Annotated in this window: 16 protein-coding genes; 5 read left to right on the forward strand and 11 right to left on the reverse strand. The window is 58.4% G+C overall.

The window, feature by feature from the left end:
• Window position 1: 1 nt before the first annotated feature.
• From aroB to SWE17_RS10940, 6 genes are all read right to left on the reverse strand, one after another.
• Window positions 2–1,114: a 3-dehydroquinate synthase gene (gene aroB / locus SWE17_RS10915; RefSeq protein WP_322993125.1), complete on the reverse strand. Its 1,113-nt coding sequence runs from the start codon at window positions 1,112–1,114 to the stop codon at window positions 2–4.
• Window positions 1,115–1,133: 19 nt separating this feature from the next.
• Window positions 1,134–1,691, reverse strand: a complete 558-nt coding sequence (locus tag SWE17_RS10920; protein WP_322993126.1) for a shikimate kinase — start codon at window positions 1,689–1,691, stop codon at window positions 1,134–1,136.
• A 114-nt stretch (window positions 1,692–1,805) separates the two neighbouring features.
• Window positions 1,806–3,254: a type IV pilus secretin PilQ gene (locus SWE17_RS10925; RefSeq protein ID WP_322993127.1), complete on the reverse strand. Its 1,449-nt coding sequence runs from the start codon at window positions 3,252–3,254 to the stop codon at window positions 1,806–1,808.
• Complete coding sequence (locus SWE17_RS10930) at window positions 3,251–4,384, reverse strand: hypothetical protein (protein ID WP_322993128.1); 1,134 nt, start codon at window positions 4,382–4,384, stop codon at window positions 3,251–3,253. Before SWE17_RS10930 ends, SWE17_RS10925 begins: the two co-directional genes overlap by 4 nt.
• Window positions 4,381–4,959, reverse strand: coding sequence for a hypothetical protein (locus tag SWE17_RS10935; protein WP_322993129.1), 579 nt, complete (start codon window positions 4,957–4,959; stop codon window positions 4,381–4,383). Before SWE17_RS10935 ends, SWE17_RS10930 begins: the two co-directional genes overlap by 4 nt.
• On the reverse strand, window positions 4,959–5,717 hold the full coding sequence (locus SWE17_RS10940) for a hypothetical protein (RefSeq protein ID WP_322993130.1): 759 nt from the start codon (window positions 5,715–5,717) through the stop codon (window positions 4,959–4,961). Before SWE17_RS10940 ends, SWE17_RS10935 begins: the two co-directional genes overlap by 1 nt.
• A 186-nt stretch (window positions 5,718–5,903) precedes the next feature.
• On the opposite strand from SWE17_RS10940, the gene SWE17_RS10945 reads away from it, so the two are divergent.
• Entirely contained in the window at window positions 5,904–8,294 is a 2,391-nt protein-coding gene (locus SWE17_RS10945; protein WP_322993131.1) for a penicillin-binding protein 1A, read from the forward strand.
• Between the two features lie 51 nt (window positions 8,295–8,345).
• Here SWE17_RS10945 and cyaY read toward each other — a convergent pair whose 3' ends face one another.
• A complete protein-coding gene (cyaY, locus tag SWE17_RS10950) occupies window positions 8,346–8,675 on the reverse strand; it encodes an iron donor protein CyaY (RefSeq protein WP_322993132.1) in 330 nt (109 codons plus the stop codon).
• A 12-nt stretch (window positions 8,676–8,687) separates the two neighbouring features.
• Between cyaY and lptM the strand changes: the two genes are divergently transcribed.
• Both lptM and lysA read left to right on the forward strand, forming a co-directional pair.
• On the forward strand, window positions 8,688–8,978 hold the full coding sequence (lptM, locus tag SWE17_RS10955; RefSeq protein ID WP_322993133.1) for an LPS translocon maturation chaperone LptM: 291 nt from the start codon (window positions 8,688–8,690) through the stop codon (window positions 8,976–8,978).
• Entirely contained in the window at window positions 8,975–10,261 is a 1,287-nt protein-coding gene (gene lysA, locus SWE17_RS10960; protein ID WP_322993134.1) for a diaminopimelate decarboxylase, read from the forward strand. Before lptM ends, lysA begins: the two co-directional genes overlap by 4 nt.
• 46 nt (window positions 10,262–10,307) lie before the next feature.
• Here the strand turns inward: lysA and SWE17_RS10965 are convergent, their stop codons facing one another.
• Window positions 10,308–10,907, reverse strand: coding sequence for a protein-methionine-sulfoxide reductase heme-binding subunit MsrQ (locus SWE17_RS10965; RefSeq protein ID WP_322993135.1), 600 nt, complete (start codon window positions 10,905–10,907; stop codon window positions 10,308–10,310).
• A gap of 28 nt (window positions 10,908–10,935) precedes the next feature.
• Complete coding sequence (gene msrP, locus SWE17_RS10970; protein WP_322993136.1) at window positions 10,936–11,931, reverse strand: protein-methionine-sulfoxide reductase catalytic subunit MsrP; 996 nt, start codon at window positions 11,929–11,931, stop codon at window positions 10,936–10,938.
• A 100-nt stretch (window positions 11,932–12,031) separates the two neighbouring features.
• Between msrP and SWE17_RS10975 the strand changes: the two genes are divergently transcribed.
• Window positions 12,032–13,519 carry a sensor histidine kinase gene (locus tag SWE17_RS10975; RefSeq protein ID WP_322993137.1) on the forward strand — a complete coding sequence of 496 codons (1,488 nt, stop codon included), beginning with the start codon at window positions 12,032–12,034 and terminating at the stop codon, window positions 13,517–13,519.
• Window positions 13,520–13,537: 18 nt separating this feature from the next.
• The gene (locus tag SWE17_RS10980) at window positions 13,538–13,924 is read left to right on the forward strand and encodes a response regulator transcription factor (RefSeq protein ID WP_322993138.1); all 387 of its coding nucleotides are present in this window, start codon (window positions 13,538–13,540) and stop codon (window positions 13,922–13,924) included.
• 72 nt (window positions 13,925–13,996) lie between these two features.
• Here the strand turns inward: SWE17_RS10980 and ccsB are convergent, their stop codons facing one another.
• Both ccsB and SWE17_RS10990 read right to left on the reverse strand, forming a co-directional pair.
• Window positions 13,997–15,307: a c-type cytochrome biogenesis protein CcsB gene (gene ccsB / locus SWE17_RS10985; RefSeq protein WP_322993139.1), complete on the reverse strand. Its 1,311-nt coding sequence runs from the start codon at window positions 15,305–15,307 to the stop codon at window positions 13,997–13,999.
• Window positions 15,304–17,430 (reverse strand): cytochrome c biogenesis protein ResB, encoded by a 2,127-nt coding sequence (locus tag SWE17_RS10990; RefSeq protein WP_322993140.1) that lies wholly within the window; start codon window positions 17,428–17,430, stop codon window positions 15,304–15,306. Before SWE17_RS10990 ends, ccsB begins: the two co-directional genes overlap by 4 nt.
• Window positions 17,431–17,571: the final 141 nt, after the last annotated feature.

Consider the following 17,571-nt stretch of genomic DNA (forward strand, 5'->3'; position numbering starts at 1 on the left):
ATCAGGCGCAGCAGGCGTTGATCACCTCGCGCACCATGGCGTCGGGCGCACCACACACGGTGGCTTGGCCGGGACCATCGATCACCACAAACTGGATGTCGCCGCCGATGGCTTTTTTATCAAGGCGCATGTGCTCGATGTAATGGCCCGCGTTGTCGGCCGCGTCAATGACCGGACCGCGCACCGGCAAGCCCGCACGCGCAATCAAGGCCCGCAAACGGGCCACAAAAGCGGTGTCCACTTTGCCCAAGCGCTGCGAGAGTTCTGCCGCCATGACCATGCCGCAACCCACGGCTTCGCCGTGCAACCAGACGCCAAAGCCCAAACCCGCCTCGATGGCATGGCCAAAGGTGTGGCCAAAATTCAAGATGGCCCGCAGGCCCGCTTCGCGTTCGTCTTGCCCCACCACCCAAGCCTTGATCTCGCAACTGCGCTTGACGGCGTGCGCCAATGCGGCCGGGTCTTGGGCGATGAGCGCATCGATGTTCGCCTCGATCCAGTTGAGGAAGGCCATGTCGGCAATCGGGCCGTATTTGATGACTTCGGCCAAGCCCGCGCTCAGCTCACGCGGGGGCAAGGTGGCCAAGGTGTTCAAGTCACAGACCACGCGCACCGGCTGGTAAAACGCGCCGATCATGTTTTTGCCCAGCGGGTGGTTGATGGCGGTTTTGCCGCCCACCGATGAGTCGACCTGCGACAAAAGCGTGGTCGGCACCTGCACAAAGGGCACGCCGCGCATGTAGCTGGCCGCCGCAAAGCCGGTCATGTCGCCCACCACGCCACCGCCCAAAGCGAACAACACTGTCTTGCGGTCGCAGCCTTGGCCCAGCAGCGCGTCAAAAATCAGATTCAGCGTCTGCCAGTCTTTGTGGGCCTCGCCGTCCGGCAACACCACGGTGTGCACCTGCTTGTAATGCGGGGCGATGGCGCTGCGCAAAGCGGCCTCGTATAGCAGGGCGATCGTGTCGTTGGTCACGATCATGGCCGTCTGCGCCTTGGGCAGGCCAACCCAGGTTTCAGGGCGGCTCAGCAGGCCTTGGCCGATCTGGATGTCGTAACTGCGGTCGTCCAGCGAAATGGCAACCGTTTGGATGGGGGAGGAGAACTCGGACATAAGACCCAAGTGTAGGCGCTCAGGGCTGAGGTTGAGGCGGTGACGATGCCTGCGCATGGGTTGGCAGATGCCCTGCCAGTTCCAATTGCATGGTGATCATGTTGACCAAAGTGGCCGCAGAGGGGCGACCGGTTTCGATCACAAAATGGGCGGCTTGGCGGTACAGCGGGTCTCGCGTCTCAAACAAGGTCCGTAAACGGTCCAAGGGGTCGTCCACCTGCAGCAAGGGGCGGGCTTTGTCGTGGCGAACACGGCGAAACACATCTTCGGGGGTGGAACGGAGGTAAACCACCTGACCCCGCTCGTGCAAACGGCGGCGATTGGCTTCGCGCAACACTGCGCCGCCCCCCGTGGCGATCACCCCATGGTGTGACTGGGTCAGCTCGTCGAGCACTTGCTCTTCCACATCCCGAAAGCTGTCTTCGCCTTCACGGGCAAAAAACTCCCTTATCGAGCAGCCCAATTGGTGCTCGATCACATGGTCAGAGTCCACAAACGGCACATCCAACCGGCGTGCCAATTGCCTGCCGATGGTGGTTTTGCCCGAACCTGGAAGGCCAACGAAGATGATGCTCAAGGAAATCTCACACTGAAAAAAGCAGCTGGGGACGCCACTTCAACGGCCCACACTTTGAATGCAATGAGTGTATTCGACCTGCTGCCGGCACTTTCAGGAGACCCTGCGCGGCGCCTAGGGTGCAATTTTCTCGGATGACACGTTCACCGGGCCGTCCGCGACCACCCGGGGCGTCAAAAAGATCAGCAACTCGCTTTTGCGCTGGGTTTGGTCGCGTTTTTTAAACAACCAACCTAAACCCGGTAGTTCGCCCAAACCGGGCACTTTGGCATCGTCACTCCGACTGGTTTCCTCGTAAATGCCGCCCAGCACCACCGTGCCTCCATCTTCGACGCGCACTTGGGTTTTCACATGCTTGGTGTTGATGGCATAACCCGCTGCTGTGATCTGCCCCACGCTGTCGCGGTTCACATCCACATCCAACACCACCGAGCCATCGGGCGTGATCTGGGGCGTCACCTCCAGCTTGAGGTTGGCTTTTCTGAAGGAAATGGCGGTCACACCGTTGCCTGAGGCGGTCAAATAAGGCAACTCAGTGCCCTGCTCGATCAGTGCCTTGGTCTGGTCAGCCGTCACCACCCGGGGGCGAGACACCACCTTACCCAGCCCTGCAGCTTCCAAGGTCGAAATTTCGACATTGATGAACCGGTCTGCAGCGGCGTTGAACAGCGAAACCGCAAAGGTCGCAGGGGTGTTGACCGTTTGCCCCGCATTGCCAGCAGGCAGGTTGACTTGATTGCCCGCCACCGTCCCGGCGGCCGCGGACTGGTTACTGGCGCCCACAGCCAAAGTGTTGGATCGCCCCTGCACCTTCATGGGAATCGCCAGGCCGGCACCCAGCCTTACCCCGAGAGACTGGCCGAATTGGTCGTCAGCCTCCACGATTCTTGCCTCGATCAAAATTTGCCTGACAGGCACATCCAGCAGCACCAACATTTTTTGCAGATCTTGTAAACGCGCAGGCAAGTCCAAAATGAAGAGTTGGTTGGTGCGGGGTTCGGCCAAGACACTGCCGCGGGCACTCAACCAACGCCCAGCGGTGCTGCCCGATGCACCCCCTTGCAGGCGCTGAGCCACTTCCGTGGCGCGGGCGTATTGCAAGCGCAACGACATCATTTGCATCGGACTGACGGCTTCCAAAGCCGCCTGAGCATCCAGTTGTTTTTTTTCGCGCAAGGCCCACTCACCTTGCGGAGAAATCCACAACACGCGACCTTCTTGGCGTGAAACCAAACCCTTGGATTGCAGCACGATGTCCAGCGCTTGTTGCCAAGGCACCTCGTTCAAACGCACACTGACAGGACCCGTCACACTGTCGGTGGGCACCAAATGCAAACCCGAAAAATCAGCAAAGACCTGCAACAAGGCTTTGATGTCGATGTTTTGGAAATTCAGACTGATGGGCTTGACATGGGCAGTCGAATTGGGGGGTTCTGACCGGTTGACCACCGTCAAGACGGGGGACGAAGGCGGGCCATTGGTTTGCCCCAACACCCCATCTGATGCGCTGAGAGCAGCCAGCCACAAGAAAATTTGTGTGCCCGAGTGGGTCATTTTTGTCATGGGGTTGAACTCCCAGTTGTATTGCCCGAATGGATGCCGGGGATGGATGGGGCAGCAGAGACACTTGTCGACTGACCACCCGACCCACCTACTTGACTCACTTCAGCCCAAGGGAGTTCAAACGTTGGCCCCTTGCCCAAACGCAAGTGCACCCCGTGATCGGTGATGGCAGCAACCCGGTGCCCCTCCAAGGAAATGCGTTGACCCAGCACCACCCTGACCGCATGTGGTCCGGCTGAGACAAGCGCTTGTCGGTCGTTTCCTTGTTGCCATAAGCCAGCCAATCGGATACGTGCCAAAGGCCATTGCTTGGGGTCATCCGACATGGCCGACAAACTCGCCCCGGCAGCAGGCAGCCCTTCTGTGCGTGAGGGGGCAGCAAGTCCATCCGCACGCGGTGTATTCGGATCCGCCACAGATAAATGGCTGGGTGCAAACAAGGCTGTGCGCGAATGGGCTGTTGAACGCGTGCCCTTTTGCACATCCGCCATCCAATCGGCCAGATCAAGCGCATCTGACGCTTGTCCCTCGGCAGAGCTCATCCAAACGCGCATCACCGCATCAATTTGCACCTCGCCGGGCTGCTGCGTGGCCACCACGTTGATGCGGTCGAGGGTACACACCGGCCCACTTTCGGCGCAAGCCGCCCAGACCCGCACCCAATCATCGAAGCGCCCCAAAATTCGCCAAGCGGCAGCGTGGCTGACCCATGCAGCGCCTTGCCTTACAGTGCCGATGGAAGGCATTGGCTGCAGAAGCACCAGCCGTAAACCATGTGTCGCCAAAGTTTGCTGCCAAGCCGTCCAAAGTCTTTCTGGCCGGGTTGACACAGGCAAGCGCCTCAAAAGGTGCTGCGCTTGGACCACCGACTCAGCTTTTGTTATCGCCACTTTGGCCTGTGTGGGTCCGGCAGCACTTGAGCGCAGGTCGGCCAATTGCTGAGACAAGCGCGCGTGCGCTTGAAGCGCTGAGTCGTAGGACTCACCCACCTCAGGCTGCGCCAGCCACACCCCCCCTAGACCTATGGCCAATCCAGCCAGGGCATAGCCCCAACGGCGCATGCCACGCTCAGCCAATCGTTGCAAGTGAGGCCAAGCCAATGCACCTGATGGCAATGAAATGTGATTCATGGTTTGGCCTTGACCAAGGGGTCAGCATGAGTCAGCCGGGCACCGAGCAGAGCAGGCCAAGTGGTTTGCCAGACAAAGCTCACTTGGGATGCCGGGCCCGTGCTCATGTCTTTGAGAGCCAGGTCTTGACCCAATTGCTCAGACAGGCTTTGGCGAGCAGCGGCCATGGCTTCGAAGCGGCTGAACTCGCCATGCCACGTCACATGGTCGGCATCCGCATTCAAGCGCGAGAGCCTCAATCCTTCCTTGGCCATGTCCTGCATCCGCTCATGAACAGCCATCCAAGCCTGGTGGTGCATGGCGATTCGCTGCAAATGCAAGGCTTGCTCTACCTGCATCCGCAGCCGCAACTGTTGCTGCGCTGCGTCCTTGGCCTGCCGCGTATGGGCAAGCCACTCCGATTGCAGCTGACTGTGCGCCAGTTGAAGCCGCTGCGTCTCTGCCATTTGCCATTGCTGCCAGCTCCAAGCCAGCAAACAGCCCACCAACACACCCGCCCCACTGGTCCACCAACGGTGGAACACCCTGCGCTGCTGTGCCAGGCCAGGATGGCTCAATAAATTGAACGGGCGCATCAATGCCAAGCCTTCAGTGCCAAGCCTGCGGCCACCAAGCGAGCGCCGCCCGGCGTGCGCATGATCTGCTCAAGGGCTTGCGCGATGGTGTCGTCAGATTCATCGGCGGGTTCTGGCGACTCGTATGAAGGCCGCGACGCAACCCGGTCCAATTGGAATTGCCAGTCTTGCGGCGCTTGGGTCAACAAGCTGGCCGATCCCCCCTTCAAAGCGCGAACGCCCCGCTGTGCCGCCTGTTGTTCAATTTCGACGGCCGCCAAACGCCAACCCGCAGCCCGGACACAGTTTTTGAACACTGCCATTTGCGCTTGTGCGCAACCCACCCAGTGCACCCGCCGCACCAAGCCGTCGCTTTCTTTGGCCGGTTCAAAATCAAAATTGACCTCGTCTGGCTGCAATTGCAAAGCTTGCGCCACGTCAAGCTGCACCTCGTACAGCCAATCTTCTTCTGGCAGTTCGATTGGAAAGTCGATGAAACCCTCATGAACGAAATCCCTGGGCAAAGCCATGTTCAGTCGTTGATGCGCAACACCCCGAGAGCGGCTGTGTTGGCGCAAATGCTGACTCAAACCACTCAGGTCGGTCATGTCGGATTCGCTCAAGGGATGCCATGTGGCCAATGTGTGGACTTTGACCAAGGCGGAACTTTGTCGGACCAAGCCGGCCAACAGCCAAGCACCATCCATCGGCGCCATGCCCCATGCGTGACGAACGGACCCTTGGGCCCACCTTTGCCACCAATGCGCCAATGCGTGCATGCTGAGCCTCCCAGAAAGTGGCTTGATCCGACTTGACAGAGCAGTTTTGTAACATGAATCCGCTTGAACGACAATTTTTAAAAACAAAGTTATTCATTTTAAAATTTGTTTTGCGCAAGACTGCAAGTCGATATTTTTATAATGGGAGACCAGTCTGCGCCTTGTTGGCTGCCCCAAAGCCCACCTATGCCTGCCAACCAAAACGCCTCTCCAGAAAAACAAAGCCCCTCGGCGCCCATCCGAACAGGTAGCCCCTTGTCTTGGGTCATCAAGCTGGGCTTGTGGGCCGTGGGCCTGGCCGCCGCGGGATTGGCTGCGATCTTGTTGGTGGTGGGTGTGGCCATGGTCATGGCGTATCCAAACTTGCCAGACATTTCTGACTTGGCCGACTACAAACCCAAATTGCCGCTTCGCGTGTTCACGGCCGATGGCCAATTGATGGGTGAGTTTGGTGAAGAACGCCGCAACCTCACGCCCATCAAAGACATCCCGAAAGTGATGAAAGATGCGGTGCTGTCCATCGAAGACAACCGCTTTTACCAACACGGCGGCGTCGACTATTTGGGCATTTTGCGTGCAGGCATTGCCAATATCGGTCGCATGAAAAGCCAAGGCGCGTCGACCATCACCATGCAGGTTGCGCGCAATGTTTACCTGTCATCCGAAAAAACCTACACCCGCAAAATTTATGAAATTTTGTTGACCTACAAGCTCGAGCACATGTTGACCAAGGATCAGATCCTTGAGATTTACATGAACCAGATCTTTTTGGGCAACCGGGCTTATGGTTTTGCCTCAGCCGCAGAAACTTACTTTGGCAAACCACTGAAAGACATCACCGTTGCCGAAGCGGCCATGTTGGCTGGCCTGCCCAAAGCGCCCTCGGCCTACAACCCGATCAGCAATCCCAAACGCGCCCGTTCACGCCAGCTCTACATCATTGAGCGGATGGAAGAAAACCAGTACATCACGGCGGCCCAGGCCAAGGCTGCCAAGGCCGAGCCGCTCAAGCTGCGCTCGGCGGCCGACAAAAAAATTCTGCACGCGGAATACGTGGCAGAAACCGTGCGCCAAATGGTCTTTGCCCAGTATGGCCAAGACACTTACACCCGTGGCCTGAATGTTTACACCACGGTCCAGTCCACCGAGCAAATGGCTGCATACAAAGCCTTGCGTCAAGGCATCATGGATTTTGAGCGCCGCCAGATTTACCGCGGCCCAGAGAAGTTCATCGACCTGCCGGCCGACCCTAAAAAGATGGACGACGCCATCGATGACGCCTTGGAAGAGCACCCTGACAATGGCGACGTGTTGTCGGCCGTGGTGCTTGAAGCCTCTCCACGCAAAGTGGTGGTGATTCGTCAAAACGGCGAACAAATCACCCTCTCTGGCGACGGCCTCAAGCCTGCCCAGTCGGGACTGTCCGACAAGACTCCCCCGGCCAAGCAGGTGCGCAAAGGCGCCTTGATCCGCATCACGCAAACGCCCAAAGGCGCTTGGGAGATCACCCAACTGCCCGAAGTAGAAGGTGCGCTGGTCGCTATCACACCGCAAACGGGTGCCATCCGTGCCTTGGTCGGCGGCTTTGACTTTGCCAAGAACAAATTCAACCATGTGACGCAGGCTTGGCGTCAGCCGGGCTCCAGCTTCAAACCCTTCATCTACTCGGCAGCACTCGAAAAAGGCTTCACCCCAGCCACCATGGTGAACGACGCCCCCTTGTTTTTTGACAGCGGTGTCACAGGCGGACAACCCTGGGAACCCAAAAACTACGATGGCAAGTTTGACGGGCTCATGAGTTTGCGCACAGGCTTGGCCAAATCGAAAAACATGGTCTCGATTCGCGTCTTGCAGGCCGTGGGCCCGCGCCCAGCACAAGAGTGGGTCACCCGTTTTGGCTTTGACGAAGACAAGCACCCCGCCTTTTTGACCATGGCGCTGGGCGCGGGCTCGGTCACCCCCATGCAAATGGCGACGGGTTACTCGGTGTTTGCGAACGGCGGGCACTTGGTTCAACCCCACCTGATCACCCGCATCACCGACTACAAGGATCGCGTCTTGGTCGACAGCCCTGCTGTAGCGCAGTTGGGCGAGACACCGGCCATCCCAGCACGGAACGCTTTTGTCATGACCAGTTTGCTGCAAGAAGTCACGCGATCAGGCACTGCTGCCCGCGCCCAAGGCACCCTCAAGCGGCCCGACATTTACGGCAAAACTGGTACAACCAACGATGCGATGGATGCTTGGTTTGCAGGCTACCAAACCAACTTGACAGCCGTGGTCTGGATTGGCTACGACACCCCACGCAAACTGGGCGACCGGGAAACAGGCGGAGGCTTGAGTTTGCCGGTGTGGATCAGTTTCATGGAAACCGCTTTGCGAAGTGTGCCCATTTCCGAGCCACCCGTGCCCGAAGGCGTTGTGCATGTGAGCGGCGATTGGATGTACGAGGAGTACGCCAAAGGTGGTGGCATCAGCAGCTTGGGCGCTGGCAACGACAGCGCAGTCAAATCGACCAACGCCGCCGTGCCACCCGCTGAAGAGCGCAACCGGATTTTGGACTTGTTCAGGAACTGAGTTGGGGCACAAAGCCCCAAGCCTTAACCCGTCAAAGGATCCTTCAGCGTCTCAAAGCTTGAAAGTCAAGTCTTGCCCAGCCTGCTCAGACGCATAGCGAGACAGGCTTTCCCAAAATTCGCCCTGCCCTTTGGTGTCCATCCAGTGCGCACCGTCAAACTTGTAATGAAAGCCGCCACACCGCGCCGCCAACCACACTTCGTGCAGGGGCTTTTGCAAGTTGATGACGATCTGACTGCGGTTAGGGAAAGTGAGTGTCACCATGCCGCCCACGCGCTGGTTGTCGATATCGGCGTCGGTGTCGTCGTTGAGGCGATCGCTGCTGATCTCCACGCCCGCGAGCAGGCGTTCAGCTTGGTCCAGAAATTCAAGGTCGGTCATTACAATCGCTGCATGTTGAAGGTATTGAAGATTTTAGTCACGGCGCATGCCCTTGTCGGTGGTGCGGCGATGCTGAGCGCTTGCGGTCAAAAAGGTGCTTTGTTTTTGCCGAGCACGCCTGAGTCCGCCGGGCGTGCCACCTTGCCACAAACACTCAAAGTTTGGCCGGCTCAAACCGCGCCCGCCAGCACATCACAGCCCGCCGGTGCCTCGCAAGTGCCAGCCGCTTCAACACCCCCCCTTTTGCCTCCGACCATCAGCCCCTCGAACCTGCCTGCGGCCCCCAAGACCACCCCACCATGAACGCACCCGTCACTGCCCAAGGCCTGCCTGGCCAGCCCCATATCGCTTATACCGACCACCAACTCATGGTGGAAGGCGTCCGTTTGTCGGATCTGGCCCGCGAACATGGCACACCCCTGTTTGTGTATTCCAAAGCGGCCATGCTGTCGGCCCTTGCCGCTTACCAGCGCGGTTTCGCCGGACGCCAAGCGCAAATTTGCTATGCCATGAAAGCCAACTCCACCCTGGCGGTGCTGCAGGTGTTTGCCGAAGCGGGTTGCGGTTTTGACACCGTCTCGGGTGGCGAACTGGCCCGGGTGTTGGCCGCTGGCGCTGATCCGGCCAAGGTGATTTTTTCGGGCGTGGGCAAAACCCGTGCAGAGATGAAGCAAGCCCTGCAAGTGGGCATTGGCTGCTTCAACGTGGAAAGCGAAGCCGAACTGGACGTGCTGAGCGAAGTCGCTGTCAGCTTGGGCAAGCAAGCCCCCGTCAGTTTGCGCGTGAACCCCAACGTGGACGCCAAGACACACCCCTACATTTCGACCGGCCTGAAAGGCAATAAATTCGGCATAGCCCATGAAGACAGCCTGCGCGCTTACCGCCATGCGGCCAGCCTGCCGGGCCTCAAAGTGGTGGGCATCGACTGCCATATCGGCTCGCAAATCACCGAAACCACCCCCTATCTGGATGCCATGGACCGCGTGCTGGACTTGGTGGGCGAGATCGAAGCGGCCGGCATCCCGATTCACCACATCGACTTTGGCGGCGGCTTGGGCATCAATTACAACGGTGACACGCCACCCGAAGCCGACGCGCTGTGGGCACAGTTGCTGGCCAAACTGGATGCACGCGGCTACGGCCAGCGGCAGATCATGATCGAGCCCGGCCGCTCTTTGGTGGGCAACGCGGGCGTTTGCCTGACCGAAGTGCTGTACCTCAAACCCGGCGAACAAAAGAACTTCTGCATCGTCGACGCAGCCATGAACGACCTGCCTCGCCCCGCCATGTACCAAGCCTTCCACCAAATCGTGCCACTTGCGCCTGTTGCAGGCGATGGTGTGGTGTACGACGTGGTAGGACCCGTGTGCGAGAGCGGCGACTGGATCGGCCGCGACCGGCAACTGCTGGTGCAAGCGGGTGATGTACTGGCCGTGTTGTCAGCAGGTGCTTACTGCATGAGCATGGCCAGCAACTACAACACCCGGGGTCGCGCTGCCGAAATCCTGGTCGATGGCACAAAGGCCCACCTGATTCGCCAGCGAGAATCGGCGTTTGACACCTTTGCGTTGGAACAGCTGGTCTGAAACGCGCCGGCCCCGTGAAGCGGCTGCACAGCGCCTGATGGTGCGCTCAGGGTCTTCGCACAAAACGCATCACGCGCCAGACCAGCAAACCCGCCAAGATGCCCGCATAGACCAGGACCTCGGCAAAGTCCTGTTTACCTGCCCGCATCCACCAAAAGTGCAGCACGGCGAGCACGGCCACCGCATAAACACCGCGGTGCAACAGCTGCCAACGCCTGCCGCCCAGCCAGCGCACGGCCCGGTTGAAAGAGGTGGCCGCCAGCGCCAGCAAAATCACGAAGGCGCTGAAACCCAACCAGATGAAGGGGCGCTTGAGAAGGTCTTGCAGCGTGTCGGCCAAGTTAAAGCCCATGTCAAACCAGGCGTAGCACACGAGGTGCAGGCTCGCATAGCCAAACACCAGCAAGCCCAACATGCGCCGAAACCGCAGCAGCTCTGGCCAGCCCAACCAAGTGCGCAAAGGGGTCACCATCAACACCAAGCACAGGCTGCGCAGCGTCCAGTCGCCAGTGGCACGGATCAAGGCTTCCGCGGGGTTGGGCCCGAGCTGGTCCTGCAGGGTTTGCGCCAGCAGCCAGGCCCAAGGCACGCAGCCGAGCAGCAACAAGACCCACCAAGCGGCGGGGTGACGCAGCAACCCCCTCATGCCCCCAGAACCTTGGCCTGAAACAACATCAGAAGAATTTTTTCAGGTCCATGCCCGCGTACAACTGGCCCACCTGCGCCTCGTAACCGTTGAACATGAGCGTCTTGCGCTTCTTGGCCAGCAAACCATCTTCGCCAATGCGCCGCTCAGTGGCCTGACTCCAACGCGGGTGGTCCACCGTCGGATTCACGTTGGAATAAAAGCCGTACTCTTGAGGAGCCGCTTTTTCCCATGACGACACAGGTTGCTTGTCGGTAAAACGGATCTTGACCAGGCTTTTACCGCTCTTGAATCCGTATTTCCAGGGCACCACCAAACGCAAGGGTGCACCGTTTTGTTTGGGCATGGCTTCGCCGTACATGCCAAAAGCCAGCAAGGTGAGCGGGTGCATGGCTTCGTCCAGGCGCAAGGCCTCGACATAGGGCCAATCCAACATCCCACCACGTAAGCCCGGCATGGTCTTGGGGTCTGCTTGCGTCACGAATTCCACAAATTTGGCGCCAGGCAGGGGTTCCACACGACGGATCAAATCGGCCATGGAATAACCCACCCAAGGAATCACCATCGACCAGCCCTCAACGCAGCGCATGCGGTAAATGCGATCCTCCATGGCACCCCACTTCATCAGGTCTTCCAGATTCACGCGGGCGGGTTTCTTGACCATGCCTTCGATCTCCACACTCCAAGGGTCGGTCTTGAGGGTGTGGGCCCGTTTGGCTGGGTCAGACTTGTCGGTCCCAAACTCGTAGAAATTGTTGTACGTGGTGGCGTCTTTGTAGGGCGTGGGCTTGTCCAAGACCATGGCCCCGGCCAGTTTGGAAGGCACCGAAGCCAGCGGCGCCAGTTGCCCGGGCCGGGCCATTTGAGCCTGCGCATCGCGCATGCCCCATGCGGCCATGGCCAAACCCGCCGAGCCTGAGGCCATCAAGCGAACGATCTCGCGCCGTGACTGGTACACCGATTCTGGAGTGATCTCGCTGCCGATGGGGTGATGAAAACCGGACTTGTCTGTGTGAATGATCATGCTGGACCTTGGCTGATGGCGGAAAATGCAAGAAGCTATTTTGAACTGATTCAGAAACCCTCGCCCAATCGGCCTGCCTCCCCCTAGGAATAAGCCCTCTATGCATCCTGCCGTCGGCCTGCTGATCCAAGTGGTCGTTGCCATCCACATTGCCCTGCCTTTAGGCACCTGGTTGTTGTTGGCAGGCCGTCGCAATGAATCCACGCGCTTGTGGTTCTTGAGCATTGCGTTTTACAGCCTGTCGATCTGCGCGATCGCTTTACGGCCTTTGGGACCTGAATACCTCTCGACGATTTTGGCGTGGACAGGCGCTTGCGCTTCTTGGTTGATGATGATTGAAGCCCTGCGCCGTGAATTGGGCTCCAAGCCCAAGCCAGCCTCTGCCTTGATCGTGCCTGTCGCGATCTGGGTGTTGGTGCTGCATGGCTTGCACGAAACCGGCAACATGAATCCGAATGGGGTGCTGGTTTACTCCTGCACATTCATTGGTTTGAACTTGGTTCTGTCGGCTTTGGTCTGGCAACTGCGGCGCATCCACCACAGCAAAAGCCTGATGTTGATGCAAGTGGCTTTTGCGATCCATGCGGGTGCCTACCTCAACCGTTTGTACCAATACGCCTTGACGGGGAAAACGGATTACCTGAATGTTTTCTCGTTTTCCTGGGTCAGTAATCTGGTGACTTTGTCCTCGATTTTGGCCATGGTCCTGATTTGTTTTGGTTATTGGGGCTTCTGCCTTGAGAGGACCAGTTCAGAAACCACCAACGCGCAACAGGGGCAGCGCCAGGCTGAAGCCGAGAGTGAAACCATGCGCAACTTGGTGAAAGAGCGAGACCAGTTGTTGATGCTCAATGCCAGGGTGTCTTCCTTGAGCAGTTTGTCGTCTTTTTCGGCCATGCTGGTCCACGACATCAGCCAGCCCTTGCAGGCCTTGGAGCTGGGTTTGTACGATTTGCAAAATCAGATCACCCCCTCACCAGAGCCGAATCAACTGCAACCGCGCATTGACAACCTGATGCTGCTGTCGGGCAAAGCCAGCGACATGGTCAGCAGCCTGCGACGTTTGATGATTCGCGGACAAGACCAAATGGATGCCGTCAACCTGTTGGCATCCATTGAAACGGTGTTTCCCATCTTGCATGGAGCAGCCCAGCAAAGGGGAATTGCCCTTCGCTTGTCTTGCCAACTGCCATCGGGAAGCTGTGTTCAAGCCAACGAAGTCATGCTGCAGCGGATTGTCTTCAACCTTGTGGCAAACGCCATGGATGCCTTGAGCGACACGCCACCCTCTGGGCAAGATGAACCGACCATCCATATTGAGCTTTTCCCCCGCCAAAGAGATGGCAAAGACGGGGTGGTACTTCAAATTCGGGACAACGGTCCTGGCTGGCCCGCTGCTTTGCTGCAGCCTCTGCCCGGTCCCGTGGTGTCCAGCAAAGCCCAGGGTTCAGGCCTGGGTTTGCTGCTCACACAAAACATGGTGAGGCTCTGGGGTGGCCAAACGACCATGGAGAACGCGCCAGCCAACCGGGGCGCCATCGTGGCGCTTTGGCTGGTGCCCACTGACAAAACCTCGCCTCCAACCTGACCGGAAGATGTTGAATTCATGATGCACAAATTAGGCTCGGTTCATGTGGTCGATGACAACGACGACATTCGAAAGATGCTGACCCTGGTTCTGGAGGGGCGGGGTTATACCGTGCACTCACACCACAGTGGTGCAGCCTATTTACAAGCGCCCGCCACACAGGCGCCGCATGTGATGCTGTTGGATGTGCGCATGCCAGGCATGAGCGGACTCGAGTTGCATGCCCAAATGACCGCTTCAGGCAACACCATGCCTGTGATTTTCATGAGTGGCGAGAGCCAACCCCACGAAATCCAAGCGGTGAACAATTCAGGCGCGGTGCACTTTCTGTGGAAGCCGTTCAGCACCCAAGAGATGTTGCGGGTGATTGGCCAAGCGCTGGGGCAATCGGACGCCCCACTCTAGTTGGCCGCATCCAAGCCAAGGTGAACGGGGAAGCAGTGAGGGGAGGCAGGCGAAGCCTGCTCCCCATCGCGGTCAAAGCGTGCCGTAGCTGTGCAGTCCGCTCAAGAACATGTTCACGCCCAAGAACGCGAATGTGGTCACCGCCAGGCCCATCAAGGCCCACCAAGCGGCCACGGTGCCGCGCAAGCCCTTCATGAGGCGCATGTGCAGCCAAGCGGCGTAGTTGAGCCAGACGATCAAAGCCCAGGTTTCTTTCGGGTCCCAGCTCCAGTAGCCACCCCAAGCCTCAGCTGCCCACAAGGCCCCCAAGACGGTGGCGATGGTGAAAAAGGCAAAACCCACGGCGATGGCTTTGTACATCACATCGTCGAGGATTTCGAACGACGGCAAGCGCTCGGCAATGCGACGACGACCCCACAAAATAGCGGCCACGATCAGCGCCGAAATACCGAAATAAACCATCCAATAGCCGCTGCCCCCGTCTGTCGGCGATTTGCGGAAAACCACTGGCTCGAAGCACAACACAATGCCCAACAACCACAAGGGAGCGAGCTTGTACCAACGGGTCTCACCCGCAGTTTGCTTGATCAGGTAGGCAAACGCCACCATGGCCGCCAAGGCGAAGGTGCCGTAACCGATGAAGTTGGCCGGCACATGGATCTTCATCCACCAGCTCTTGAGGGCAGGCACCAAGGGTTGGATGGCATGCGCCTCGCGCACCAGCGTGTACCAAAGCAAGAAGCCCACCGCTGCGCTGACCACCAACATCACAAACGCACCCAAAGCACGGGTTTTGTACTGCGCTTCGTAATACAAGTAGAACGCTGCCGTCATCCAGCAGAACATGATGAAGACTTCGTACAGATTGCTGACCGGGATGTGCCCAATATCAGGCCCCAACTGGTGACTTTCGTACCAGCGCACCATCGTGCCGATCAAAGCCAACCCCACTGCCACCCAAGCCATGCGCGAGCCCAAAGACTCCATGGCGTCGCCTTGTCCACGAACGAACATGCCTGCCCAGTAAAAAACCGTGCTGATGAAAAACAGCAAGCTCATCCACAAAATGGCCGACTGGCTGGACAGGAAATATTTGAGCAAAAACACTTGCTCAGAGCGGGCCAGATCACCTTGGTAGAGGTAAATCGCCAAAAGCGACAAGCCTGTGACCACCAACATCAATGTGCGCAGGGGTCGCCAAAACCAAGCCAACCAAATGACGGCAGGCAGCGTGCAGATCAAAATGGCTTGCTCGTACACGTCCATCGACTGCTGGTAGCGGGTGAAGGCGAATACGGTGCCCAACAGCGCAAGCATTGCAAAGCCCCAGTCCAAAGCCGAGCGGCTCGAAAAATAGCCCGGGTTCAAGGTCACAGTCGTCATGGTGTTTTCTCGGAGCGGCCCAGCAATCGGGCGGTCAGTTGTTCAAATTCACGGTCTACGTCCATGGTCTTGCGGTTGGACGACAAAGCCACGGTTGCTTGCGCACCCTCCCCTTGAGGTGAGAGCCAGACCCACAAGCGACGGTCTCGAACATACAGCATTGCAAAAATACCCAGGATCAAAAGGGCACAACCCAGGTACACGATGGACTGGCCAGGCGCTCTGGCCACTTGGAACACGCTGGCTTGCACTTGCTTGAAATCTTTCAGCAGGAACGTCATGGGGGCGGAATAAAGCGGCGCATCGGACAAAGCCAGCACCGCTTGCGACATGAAGCCCTGAATTTTGTCTTCGGGCAAAGGTTTGGCGGCGGCCTGCTCGCGAGCCACCGTGTCCAACTCCAACAAAGTCCCGTTCAGGATGCGCACAAACATCTCACCCGCACGGGCGCGTTCGGCCTCGGGCACATTGGCTTCCAAAAAGTCGGCCAAGGCCTGCAAGCCCGCCACTTTTTTGCCTTTGACTTCCTCTTGACCCGCGAACAAGCCCAAGGCCCGCTCTGCTGAATCGGCCAATTGTTGTGTCAGTTCGGGGCGCTTCGGGTCCACAGCCTTGCGGGCGTAGCGCTGTACCGCACGCTCGCGCAAGGCTGGCGTCTCCAGGGCCGCACGCAATCGGATGAAGCCGGTCAACTCGCCGTTTTCGTCGGCTGGAGGGCGCAGGTAGCGGTAAGGCTCACTGGGCGTTTCGCGCATGCCCAAAAGAAACACGGGCACACCGTCGCCTGCATCCACGGGCAACATGTAGTTGTTGTACTCACGGGCCTGCCCTGCCGCATCGCGCAGCTTGTAGCTTACGCTGGGGCCTACGTTGTGCAAGTTTTTGGTCTGGGTGGTTTTGTTCCCCGCCCCCATGCGCGCCTCCAGCGAGCTGCGCAGATCGACCTTGCGCACGTCCACGCCTGTGGCTTGAGGACCTTCACCACCGGACAGGTTTTCCACGTTGATGACGCGAAGCCCGGTGAACTCCAAACTTATTTTTTCACTGCCATTGGTGAGGTCGGTGCTGCCGCCAATGGTGCCCTCCACCTCGAACGATTTGGTGGCTGCTGACATCGGCACGGCTTGGAGTTTGACACTCGAGCCGCCGTCATCAAAGCTGGACTGGTAAATGTTGATGCCTTTGAAACTGGCGGGATGGTTCACTTCCACACGGGCTTCTTTTTTCTCGCCTGTGGCTTTGTCGTGGATGACGATGTCGCTGGCAAACAGCTTGGGCATGCCCGTCGAGTAGTACTCAACGATGAACTTTTTGAGCTCGATCACAAAAGGCAGCTCTTGCAGCAAGATACCATTGGACTGGTTCAAAATGGCGGTGCCCGATGCGGTGTCTTCGGCCACCAGCAAGTTGGCACGAAAGGCCGGGTTGCGCTCCGACAAACGGTGCTTTTCAGGCACATCCACAATCAGGCCGCCGCCGTTGTAAATTTCTTTGCCGCCAAACCACATCTGGGCGCGCACCATCAAATCGCCGTCAAGCAGCCCCCCCACACACACCAACACAATGGCAGAGTGCGCCAAGATATACCCGATCTTGTTCGCCGCACCCGCCTTGGCCGCCAGCATCCAACCCTTGCCGGCCGGTGTGTCGCGCTCTTGCAGTTTGACTTTCCAACCGCCTGTTGCCAGCAGCGCGCCCAAGCGTTTGGCAGCCACCTCGGGCAATTCACCCAAGTGCCCTTCGGCCTTGTGGTGAAAGGCTTTGAGGCTTTGTTCACGGATGTTTTCCTTGTAGTTCTTCAGGTCCACCAGGATTTTGGGCGCGTTGCGGGCAATGCACAAACTGGTACTGAGCACCAAAAAAGCCAAAATCAGCAAAAACCACCAAGCGCTGTAGACGGCATTGAGATTGAGGGTGGTGAACAACTCGGCCCAAAAAGGGCCAAACTGGTTGACGTAATTGACACCGGGTTCGTTTTGCTTGAGCACCGTGCCAATGACGGAGGCGATGCAAATGATCGTCAACAGCGAAATGGCGAAGCGCATGGACGACAGCAATTCGATCACTGCCTGCCCTCGGGGCGAGCCGCGCTCGGATTCATGGCTGGAGGCAACAGTCGTCATGGGGTGCTCAAGAAAGGGGCCCAAAAGGCAGTGGGACAGTAAGTAGCAGGAGAAGCCCCGCCAGAAACGATCAAGGCCGGGAAAACCGGCCTTGGATCAAGTCATATCAGCCGATGCTGAATTGTGCCGCATGGGCATGTG

Origin of the sequence: Limnohabitans sp. (assembly GCF_034680285.1) — a bacterium.
Lineage (GTDB): Bacteria > Pseudomonadota > Gammaproteobacteria > Burkholderiales > Burkholderiaceae_C > Limnohabitans_A.

What these genes read in the sequence shown, in the direction of transcription:
- aroB (WP_322993125.1), bottom strand. Translation starts at nt 1,114, where the DNA reads ATGTCCGAGTTCTCCTCCCCCATCCAAACGGTTGCCATTTCGCTGGAC.
- SWE17_RS10925 (WP_322993127.1), bottom strand. Translation starts at nt 3,254, where the DNA reads ATGACAAAAATGACCCACTCGGGCACACAAATTTTCTTGTGGCTGGCT.
- SWE17_RS10930 (WP_322993128.1), bottom strand. Translation starts at nt 4,384, where the DNA reads ATGAATCACATTTCATTGCCATCAGGTGCATTGGCTTGGCCTCACTTG.
- SWE17_RS10935 (WP_322993129.1), bottom strand. Translation starts at nt 4,959, where the DNA reads ATGCGCCCGTTCAATTTATTGAGCCATCCTGGCCTGGCACAGCAGCGC.
- SWE17_RS10940 (WP_322993130.1), bottom strand. Translation starts at nt 5,717, where the DNA reads ATGCACGCATTGGCGCATTGGTGGCAAAGGTGGGCCCAAGGGTCCGTT.
- SWE17_RS10945 (WP_322993131.1), top strand. Translation starts at nt 5,904, where the DNA reads ATGCCTGCCAACCAAAACGCCTCTCCAGAAAAACAAAGCCCCTCGGCG.
- cyaY (WP_322993132.1), bottom strand. Translation starts at nt 8,675, where the DNA reads ATGACCGACCTTGAATTTCTGGACCAAGCTGAACGCCTGCTCGCGGGC.
- lptM (WP_322993133.1), top strand. Translation starts at nt 8,688, where the DNA reads ATGTTGAAGGTATTGAAGATTTTAGTCACGGCGCATGCCCTTGTCGGT.
- lysA (WP_322993134.1), top strand. Translation starts at nt 8,975, where the DNA reads ATGAACGCACCCGTCACTGCCCAAGGCCTGCCTGGCCAGCCCCATATC.
- SWE17_RS10965 (WP_322993135.1), bottom strand. Translation starts at nt 10,907, where the DNA reads ATGAGGGGGTTGCTGCGTCACCCCGCCGCTTGGTGGGTCTTGTTGCTG.
- msrP (WP_322993136.1), bottom strand. Translation starts at nt 11,931, where the DNA reads ATGATCATTCACACAGACAAGTCCGGTTTTCATCACCCCATCGGCAGC.
- SWE17_RS10975 (WP_322993137.1), top strand. Translation starts at nt 12,032, where the DNA reads ATGCATCCTGCCGTCGGCCTGCTGATCCAAGTGGTCGTTGCCATCCAC.
- SWE17_RS10980 (WP_322993138.1), top strand. Translation starts at nt 13,538, where the DNA reads ATGATGCACAAATTAGGCTCGGTTCATGTGGTCGATGACAACGACGAC.
- ccsB (WP_322993139.1), bottom strand. Translation starts at nt 15,307, where the DNA reads ATGACGACTGTGACCTTGAACCCGGGCTATTTTTCGAGCCGCTCGGCT.
- SWE17_RS10990 (WP_322993140.1), bottom strand. Translation starts at nt 17,430, where the DNA reads ATGACGACTGTTGCCTCCAGCCATGAATCCGAGCGCGGCTCGCCCCGA.